At 45.5% G+C, this 9,221-nt stretch carries 5 protein-coding genes and 5 tRNA genes; 1 reads left to right on the forward strand and 9 read right to left on the reverse strand.

Translation table 11 applies throughout. The features are described from left to right. Positions 1 to 79: 79 nt before the first annotated feature. Complete coding sequence (locus FC83_RS05370; RefSeq protein WP_057002486.1) at positions 80 to 4,414, reverse strand: 2-hydroxyacyl-CoA dehydratase; 4,335 nt, start codon at positions 4,412 to 4,414, stop codon at positions 80 to 82. 208 nt (positions 4,415 to 4,622) lie between these two features. On the opposite strand from FC83_RS05370, the gene FC83_RS05375 reads away from it, so the two are divergent. After that, complete coding sequence (locus tag FC83_RS05375) at positions 4,623 to 5,228, forward strand: TetR/AcrR family transcriptional regulator (RefSeq protein ID WP_035454679.1); 606 nt, start codon at positions 4,623 to 4,625, stop codon at positions 5,226 to 5,228. A gap of 52 nt (positions 5,229 to 5,280) precedes the next feature. Here FC83_RS05375 and proC read toward each other — a convergent pair whose 3' ends face one another. From proC to FC83_RS05415, 8 genes are all read right to left on the reverse strand, one after another. Next, the gene (gene proC / locus FC83_RS05380; protein WP_035454681.1) at positions 5,281 to 6,072 is read right to left on the reverse strand and encodes a pyrroline-5-carboxylate reductase; all 792 of its coding nucleotides are present in this window, start codon (positions 6,070 to 6,072) and stop codon (positions 5,281 to 5,283) included. 99 nt (positions 6,073 to 6,171) lie between these two features. After that, a tRNA-Gln gene (locus tag FC83_RS05385) sits at positions 6,172 to 6,246 on the reverse strand. Positions 6,247 to 6,252: 6 nt separating this feature from the next. Next, positions 6,253 to 6,333: transfer RNA gene (locus FC83_RS05390), tRNA-Tyr, on the reverse strand. A 63-nt stretch (positions 6,334 to 6,396) separates the two neighbouring features. After that, positions 6,397 to 7,221: a metallophosphoesterase gene (locus tag FC83_RS05395; protein WP_035454683.1), complete on the reverse strand. Its 825-nt coding sequence runs from the start codon at positions 7,219 to 7,221 to the stop codon at positions 6,397 to 6,399. A 21-nt stretch (positions 7,222 to 7,242) separates the two neighbouring features. After that, on the reverse strand, positions 7,243 to 8,661 hold the full coding sequence (locus tag FC83_RS05400) for a peptide MFS transporter (RefSeq protein WP_236700809.1): 1,419 nt from the start codon (positions 8,659 to 8,661) through the stop codon (positions 7,243 to 7,245). A 209-nt stretch (positions 8,662 to 8,870) separates the two neighbouring features. Beyond that, positions 8,871 to 8,943: transfer RNA gene (locus FC83_RS05405), tRNA-Thr, on the reverse strand. A gap of 5 nt (positions 8,944 to 8,948) precedes the next feature. Continuing rightward, positions 8,949 to 9,020, reverse strand: a tRNA-Glu gene (locus FC83_RS05410). Between the two features lie 60 nt (positions 9,021 to 9,080). After that, positions 9,081 to 9,153: transfer RNA gene (locus FC83_RS05415), tRNA-Asn, on the reverse strand. Between the last annotated feature and the right edge of the window lie 68 nt (positions 9,154 to 9,221).

Here is a 9,221-nt window from a genome sequence, read left to right on the forward strand (position 1 = left end):
CCGCCAATGGCATCCAAAAAGTGGCGTGGCCTAATTCCGGGGAATTATACCACACCACTGATCACAATTTTTTAACCTATTAATGTTTTACATAAGCCGTAACCGATTGGTTTAAATCCTGCCCTTGGGTGCTAATAGGCACGTCTTCCGGTTCATTATCGGCAGCCAAGTTCTTGTTGGCCGAAGCTAACATCAAACGGATCCGATTCAATTGGTTCACCACGGAGACCCCGGGATCGTAGTCAATTGGAGCAATGTTTGCTTTAGGATATTGCCGCCGCAATTCTTTGACCACGCCTTTGCCCACCACGTGGTTAGGCAAGCAGCCAAAGGGTTGCATACAAATGATATTATCCACGTTATCATCCAACAATTCGATCATTTCCCCGGTCAAGAACCAACCTTCACCAGTTTGGTTCCCCAAGTTCAAAATCTTGCTGGCGGATTTAGCCAAGTCGGCAATCTTGGCAATGCCGTTGAAGCGGCTGGAAGCTTGCAGAGCTTTTTGCATGGGTTTTTGCAGTTGGGTGATCAATTTGATACCGGCGTTGGCGATAATTTCGGACTTCAGTGGCATCCCGAATTGATCATGTTTGATTTTTTGGTTATACAAGGAGTAATTCATGAAACCGGCGATATCTGGTACCACGGCTTCAGCCCCTTCATTTTCCAATAATTCCACAATATTGTTGTTGGCAATTGGCGAATATTTCACCAAAATTTCACCAACTACCCCAACTTTAGGCTTTTGAATGTGTTGTAATGGGATAGTGTCAAAATCTGAGACGATTTGTTGCACATTGCGGCCAAATTCCCGCAAGTTCCCATTCTTCACATTGTCTTGGACCACTTCTAGCCACTGTTCGTGGAGCTTGTTGATTTCACCCTTATGGATTTCATAAGGCCGGGTGCGATAAACCACCCGTTCGAACAAGTCCCCATACAAGAAAGCAATCGCTAAGCGTTTGAGCATCTTAGGGTTGAGCTTGAAGCCATCCCCGGTCTTTTCAGTCCCTTGGTTACCCATGGACAAGGAAATGACCGGCACTTGCCCAAAGCCAGCATCCCGCAATGCTTTACGGATCAGGGGAATATAGTTAGTGGCCCGGCAGCCGCCCCCAGTTTGCGTCATTAAAACACTGGTGTTGTTCACGTCATATTGCCCGCTCTTCAACGCTTCGATCATTTGACCAATGGAAATAATGGCCGGATAACAAGCATCGTTATTCACAAATTTCAAGCCTTCATCCACGGCATTAGGATCCCGGGCTGGTAAGGTCACTACCCGGTAGCCAGAATCATTGAGCACCGTGTCCACCAACCCATCTTGGTGAATTGGCGACAACATTGGGATCAAGATCGTGTGTTTTTGCCGCATTTCTTTGGTGAACGGAATTGGTTCTGGGAAATCATACAATTTCTTCGGCAGAATTTGCCGTTTCGCCCGTTCGTTCACGGCTGCCTTTAAGGAGCGTAGCCGAATGCGGATGGCCCCCATGTTAGAGCCTTCATCAATCTTCAACAGGGTATACAACTTGTTGTGTTGGGCTAAAATTTCACCCACTTGGTCCGTGGTAATGGCATCCAAGCCACAGCCAAAGGAATTCAATTGCACTAATTCCAGATTAGGTTCTTTAGCCACTACTTCAGCGGCGGCATACAACCGGGCATGGTAAACCCATTGATCCACCACCCGCAAGCCGGATACATCCCCTAAATGGGAAATGCTGTCTTCCGTAAGGACATGGAAACCTTCTTGCGTAATGATTTGGGAAATCCCATGGTTGATCTCTGGATCCAAATGATAAGGCCGACCGGCTAAAACAATCGCCCGTTCGTTCTTTTCATGCAGGCGCATCAATACTTCTTCGCCCCGGTTTTGGATTTTTTGCTTGAAGGCCGCCAATTCTGCCATCCCTTTTTCAAAGGCAGTCTTCACCTCAGCTTCGGAAACGCCAAAATCTTTGAAGGATTCATAAAGATTGCGCACCGTGGACTTGGTATCGGCTAAATTCAAGTAAGGATTGCGATAGTCCACTTGGCCATCCCGGATTTCATCCACGTTATTGCGGATGACATCAGAATAGCTTTGGACGATGGGACAATTGAAGTGATTCCGGGCTTTACTATTTTCTTCCCGTTCATAAACCACCCCAGGGTAGAAAATCGTGTGGATGCCCTTATGGATCAAGGCCATCACGTGGCCGTGGGTCAATTTGGCCGGGTAACAAACCGTATCACTAGGAATGGTTTCAATCCCTTGTTCATACAAGTCTTTGGTAGACCGGGGCGATAATTCGGCACGAATCCCTAAGTCTTTAAAGAACGTCGCCCATAATGGGTAGTTTTCATACATATTCAAGACTCTGGGGATACCGATCGTGCCCCGAGTAGCCAATTTCTTACGCAAAGGCCGATATTTAAACAACAGGTCATATTTCTCTTTGACCAAGTTGATTTTAGAATTGGTTTTTTGCAGTTTGATCTGCATGCCCCGGGCTTGGCCCCGTTCACAGCGATTCCCGGTGACAAAGCGCCGGCCGTCGTTGAAAACGGTGACCGTTAACTGACAGTTATTTTCGCATAAGCCACAGTGCATGTATTCTTTTTCAGAAGTGAATTTCGCCATTTCCGCCGTGGATAACAACGTGGTCACGTCATTTTCTTGGTAGTTATCCTGGGCAATGATGGCGGCCCCATAGGCCCCCATCAAACCAGCGATATTGGGCCGAATGACTTCGTGGCCACTGATCTGTTCAAAGGCCCGCAGAACGGCTTCGTTATAAAAAGTCCCCCCTTGGCACACAATGTGGTGACCCAAATCTTCAGCCCGGCGAACTTTGATAACTTTATAGAGGGCATTTTTGATAACGGAATAAGATAGGCCTGCGGAGATATCCCCCACCGTGGCCCCTTCTTTTTGCACTTGTTTAACCTTGGAGTTCATGAAGACGGTACACCGGGACCCCAAGTCAGCGGGTTGTTTGGCCAATAAGGCCACTTTGGCAAAGTCTTTGACATCATACTTCAAAGATTCCGCGAAGGTTTCAATAAAGGAACCACACCCGGAAGAACAAGCTTCATTTAATTGAATCGTGGATAAGGCATCATCTTTCACGTGCATGGCCTTCATATCTTGGCCACCAATGTCTAAGATAAAGTCCACGTCTGGTTGGAAATAATGGGCAGCTTTATAGTGAGCCACGGTTTCCACTTCGCCTAAATCGGCCCGCAGTGCATTTTTGATCAATTGCTCCCCATAACCAGTGACACAGGTCTTGCCAATGGTCACGGCGTCGGGCAATTGGGCATACAAATCGTCTAAAATTTCCATGGTTTTCTTCAAGGGATCGCCATCATTTTTACCGTACCAGGTGTATAACAATTTATGGTCTGTACTCATCAAGGCCACTTTCGTAGTGGTGGAACCTGCGTCAATGCCTAAGAAAGCCACCCCAGCATAACTTGAAAGATCCCGGCTTTTAACCTGCGCCTTAGCATGGCGGGCTCTAAAAGCGTCTAAATCAGCTTGGGATTCAAATAAAGCCGGCAAGGTATCGCTTAGTTTTAAGGCATCATGATCATCGTGGTCTAGATTTGTTAATAATTGGGTCAAGTTGGTAATAGGTTGGTCGTCAGCATAAAGGGCCGCTCCTTTAGCCACAAAGAGTTGGGGATTTTCTGGGAAAATCACGTCTTCTGGGGCTAATTTTAAGGTAGCTATGAAGCGGGCTCGTAGTTCACTCATAAAGTATAAGGGCCCACCTAAAAAGGCCACCTTGCCCTTAATTTTGCGACCTGAAGCTAAGCCAGCAATGGTCTGATTGACGACGGCTTGGAAAATACTCACAGCGATATCCGCTTTATCCACGCCATCATTGATCAGGGGTTGCACATCAGTCTTGGCAAAGACCCCACAACGAGAGGCAATGGGATAGATATGGTGGTAATTCTTGGCCAATTCATTGACCCCATTGGCATCGGTCTTTAACAGGCTGGCCATTTGGTCAATAAACGCCCCAGTACCCCCGGCGCAGCTGCCGTTCATCCGCTGTTCCATGGCACTGCCAAAGAAAGTGATCTTGGCATCTTCGCCACCTAGCTCAATGGCCACATCGGTATCAGGAATCAAAGTCTCCACCGTACGGGTACAGGCAATGACTTCTTGGACAAACTTCACCTTTAAAACTTCCGCTAAACCCATGCCCCCAGAACCGGTAATGGTAAACCGAATGGGTGTATCCGGGGCCAGCTTGGCCTGGGCTTCGGTTAAGATTTTCTTTGTGGCAGTTTTAACATCTGAGTAGTGCCGTTGATAGGTTTCATATAATTCGTGATTATTATCATCCATAATAACTAATTTAACAGTGGTGGAACCCACATCGATTCCGCCGCGTAAAGCCTTTTGTGTCATAAAAACTCCTCCTCCAGGCTGACCCAACAGTGGTTGTTTAACCAACACTGCGTTTGTTATACTATACTCGTTAAGTTTATAACAAGATTGGCTAAAAACAATCATCAAATGTCCGCAAAGTATTTGGATAAGCAACACCTGTTGGAAAACGTTGTCTAAACAAGAGATTCTTTTGAGTGTTGTTCAATTTTCAGAAAGAAGTAAAATCATGCCTAAAAAAACTGATCTACGAGTCGTCCGTACTAAAAAAATGATTGTGGCCGCCTTTATTAAACTGGTGGAAAAAGAAGGTTTCGACGAACTGACGGTCCAAGAAATCGCCGATGAAGCCATGATCAATCGGGCCACCTTTTATGCCCATTTCAAAGACAAACAAGACCTTTACAACTACGTCTTCACCAGTGCCCTGGATTCCATCAAAGAAGTCCTCAGCGTAGATATCCTCACCAAAAACCATACCGTGATCCTACAAAATGTGGTGGATATGCTCACGGCCTTTTTCACCTTGGCCCAAGAAAACGAAGGCTTCTTTAAGACGCTGATCAAGGGTAATAATTCGGCCATCTTAAAACAAAGTCTCATGGACTTATTGAGCCACCAGTACGCGGAAATCTTTGACTCGCTTGAAATCAAGCAGGGGCAAACTTTAATCCCCACCAGCTTCATCATTGCGTACATGACCTCTATTTTCATTGGTAATTTACATTGGTGGCTAGATAACAGCAGTGATTTTTCACCCAAGCACATGGCCCAATTAACAGTGCAATTAATTGCCAACGGCCACCTTACAGTGTTGGGCATTGACGTGCAGTAGGGTATAAAAATAGCGCTGACGCTTTGGACGTCAACGCTGATTGAATCAATTACTAGCCGCGGTCTTTGGCAATCGTGGCATCGATCCCCTTGATGACACTGGTGATCAAGCCATGCTCTTCCATGGCCAATAACCCGGCCACCGTGGTACCGCCCGGTGAAGACACTTGATCAATGAGATCAAAGGGCGACTTGTCACTTTCCAAAACCATCTGGGCACTGCCCTTCACGGCCTGGGCAGCAATTTGGGTGGCTTGTTGCTTACTTAATCCATATTTCACGCCGGCTCTAGATAAACTATCAATGAATAAATAAATAAAAGCTGGAGAACTGCCGGCCAAAGCCACAAAAGTGCTAAAATGCTGCTCTGGTAGTGCTGTGACGGATCCAAGTTTCTCAAAAACGGTCTGTACCTGATCCAAGGCAGATTCCTGGGCCGCATCGTTACCCACGATGGCGGTCATACCTTGGTTGATTTTGACATTCACATTGGGCATTAAGCGGACAATGGGTAAGTTAGCCATGTCGGCGGCCGCATTTAATTGGCCTAAGGTGATCCCTGTTAACACGGATACTAAGATCTTAGCCTTGGTCAATGCCCCGGTGATTTCTTGAATAATTTGTTGGTACAAGCTAGGTTCGACGGCCAAGACGATCATATCGGCCATTTGGGTTAATTCCAAATTCGTTTGCGCAGTTTTTAACCCATTTGCTTTGGCAAAGGGTTCATAATTTGTTGCATGGGCAGAATGAACAATGATATCTTCAGAGCTTACTTTAGCGTTTAACAAGCCTTGAATCATTGCCTGGGCCATATTACCCACACCAATAAATCCAATTTTCATAAATCAAGCCTCCTATTTTCCTAAATTGTTTCATTACCAGTATAATTAAAAAGAAGTCCAAAGACAAACTATCGTTTATCCTTGGACTTCTTTTATAGATGGTTGGGTTAGCTGGATTCGAACCAGCGCATGACGGAGTCAAAGTCCGTTGCCTTACCGCTTGGCTATAACCCAATAAAATGGAGGAGAGTGGATTCGAACCACCGAACCCGAAGGAGCGGATTTACAGTCCGCCGCGTTTAGCCACTTCGCTACTCCTCCATACGATTATTACTTAATAATCCGACTTAAATATAATACAAGAAAATGAAACAAATTGCAAGCTCAAATTGCAATCACCTGCAACGTCTGGCGCCACTCCGTCATAAAGTCCTGGCTGGCCCACTCATGCAGCCGCTTTATGCCATAACCCACCGGGGCCATATGATAAGTTACCCCATTAATGGTCGTAGGTTGATGGCGCACATGTAAATGGCCAAAAAAGACATGTTGTACCTGGTAAGCTTCTAATAGCTGGCCCAAATGAGCACTGCCCATTAAGGCATTGGCCATGTTCCAATAACGGCGATCCAAACTAAAGAAAATAAAGGCCGGCTGAGGCACAAAATGGGTCATGAATAAGACCTTTTTATGGGCCAGCTGGGCAGCATTTAACTGCTGCTGCACCTCATTTAACACCGTCTGCATCATGGCCAAGTCTTCGCCGAGGCCTTTGATCCCCCCATCGATCCAATAAGCATTGCGCCAGCGGGTAAATTCCGCAGCGGTAACTTCTGGCAAGTTGGTGGCAAAGGAATAATCATACCAGCCATTATTGCCAATAATTCGATAATCAGTTTCGGGAATATCCACGTATTTTTGATGTAAATACGCGGGCATAATGGTTTGTTGCAATTCAGGGTAAGTTAGCCCATTGACCATATCGTGGTTGCCGGCAATAAAGTACACCTGAGTCTGACCTTGCAGTCGCTCATTTAATTGGGTCACAAAAGTCTGAGTTTTCTGGAAATTATTGAACTGATCCCCAGCAATTAAGTAATAATCAAATTTGTTTGTTTTTAAATATGCTGCTTGCTGTTCGAGAATTAAAGTGGCATCTAGCCGGTTCACGTCTAGATGATTATCACTGGTAACGCCAATTTTAATCATAAGCGCATCGCCTATCTTAAATTAATTGACCCCTTGCATTAAGTGCTTGATTCTTGGCACTAACATGAATAATAAAATCCCGAGAACGACGGCAACCCCACCCCAAATGCTGAAGTACATGACTTCATTGCCAGGTGTGTAGAATTTAACGACCTGGGCGTTGATGGCCTGGGCACAGGCATCTGACAAGAACCAAATACTCATCATTTGGGACTGAAAGGCCTTGGGCGCTAATTTGGTGGTGGCTGACAGGCCAATTGGAGAAATCAATAGTTCGGCCACTTCCACGATCAACCAGCTTAATACTAGCCATAATGGGCTAACGAGGGCATTGGTCCCGTGGGTCAAAATTGGGATAACCATGACCACAAAAGATAAGCCAGCAATGATCAAGCCAGCCGCAAATTTAGCTGGGGTCGATGGTTGTCGTTTGCCCCATTTTGTCCAAAGAATTGCAAAAAACGGGGTGTATAAAATGATAAAGGCTGGATTCAACATTTGGAACCAAGATGGTAAGATATTAAATTGGGCAAATGGTAAAGCAACTTTTAATTGGGTTTGGTTGGCCGCAAATAACGCTAAGACCACTGAGCCTTGTTCTTCAATACACCAGAATAAAACACTGGCCACAAATAACGGAATATAAGCCCATAGTCTAGAACGTTCAATCTTGGTGGTTTTATGACTGCTAAGCATCATCACAAAGTAACCAATTGGTAAGACCACCCCTAAAATACTAAAGACTAAGACCACGTTGGTGACATTCATATTGCCACTGATCAACAAACCGCCGAAAACAACGACCGCAATTAAAACAGCAATTAAAATATTGCGCTTAACCTTTGGTAGTTCTTCAGGTGTGATGGGATCAGTAGGATGCAGGGTTGCTTCAGATAAATGCTTTCTACCCCCAAAGTAGTATTGAATTAAACCGAAGAACATCCCCACAGCGGCAATGGAAAAGCCTAAATGGAAGTTAATGTTTTGACCCACAGTCCCGACGATAGCCGGTGCCAATAGGGAACCTAAGTTGATCCCCATGACGAAAATACTAAAACCAGCATCCCGGCGACTATCGGTTTCACTATACAAAGTCCCTACCATCTCAGACACGTTAGGTTTTAATAACCCAGTCCCGATGGTGATCAGGCCAATGGATAAGAATAAGGTTGGGGCGCCATAAGGCACAGCTAAGGCAATATGCCCAAACATGATCAAAACACCGCCCCAAAAGACTGTTTTACGACTACCTAAGATTCGATCGGCAATAAAGCCCCCGATCACTGCGGTTAAGTATACGAGTGAGCCATAAATGGACATGATCGAAGCTGCTGTACCTTGGCTAAAGCCTAAGCCACCCTTTTCAGCTGCGAAGTACATATAAAACAAAAGAATTGCGCGCATCCCATAGTAACTGAAACGCTCCCAAAACTCAGTCATGAATAAGGTCGATAGACCCCAGGGTTGTCCGAGAAACTTTTTCTCAGTTTCGTTGGAGTTTTCCAAAATTAATACCTTCCAATCTCGTAAGTATGTTTACCAAAATCCCAAATAAACCAAAAAAAGCCAAAAGGCGAGACCAAAGCCGACAAATCGGTGTTGGGTTCTCGCCTTTTTTAATTTAATTTTTATTAGGTTGATTTCAGTAATGCCGGCTGCAGGACTTGAACCTGTGACCCTCGGTTTACGATACCGATGCTCTACCAGCTGAGCTAAGCCGGCGCTATTGACCCGTACGGGATTTGAACCCATGTTACCGCCGTGAAAGGGCGGTGTCTTAACCACTTGACCAACGGGTCATACTTATTTGGAAAATATATAAATAAAAAAAGCGGCTATCCAGCCGTATTTCTTATTGACTCCGGTTGTCAGACTCGAACTGACGACATCTTGATTAACAGTCAAGCGCTCTACCAACTGAGCTAAACCGGAATAAAAAAAAACAGCGCGGCGACTACCTACCCTCGCAGGCAGTTTCCCACCAACTACGCTCGGCGTAA

Origin of the sequence: Agrilactobacillus composti DSM 18527 = JCM 14202, from assembly GCF_001436375.1 — a bacterium.
GTDB lineage: Bacteria > Bacillota > Bacilli > Lactobacillales > Lactobacillaceae > Agrilactobacillus > Agrilactobacillus composti.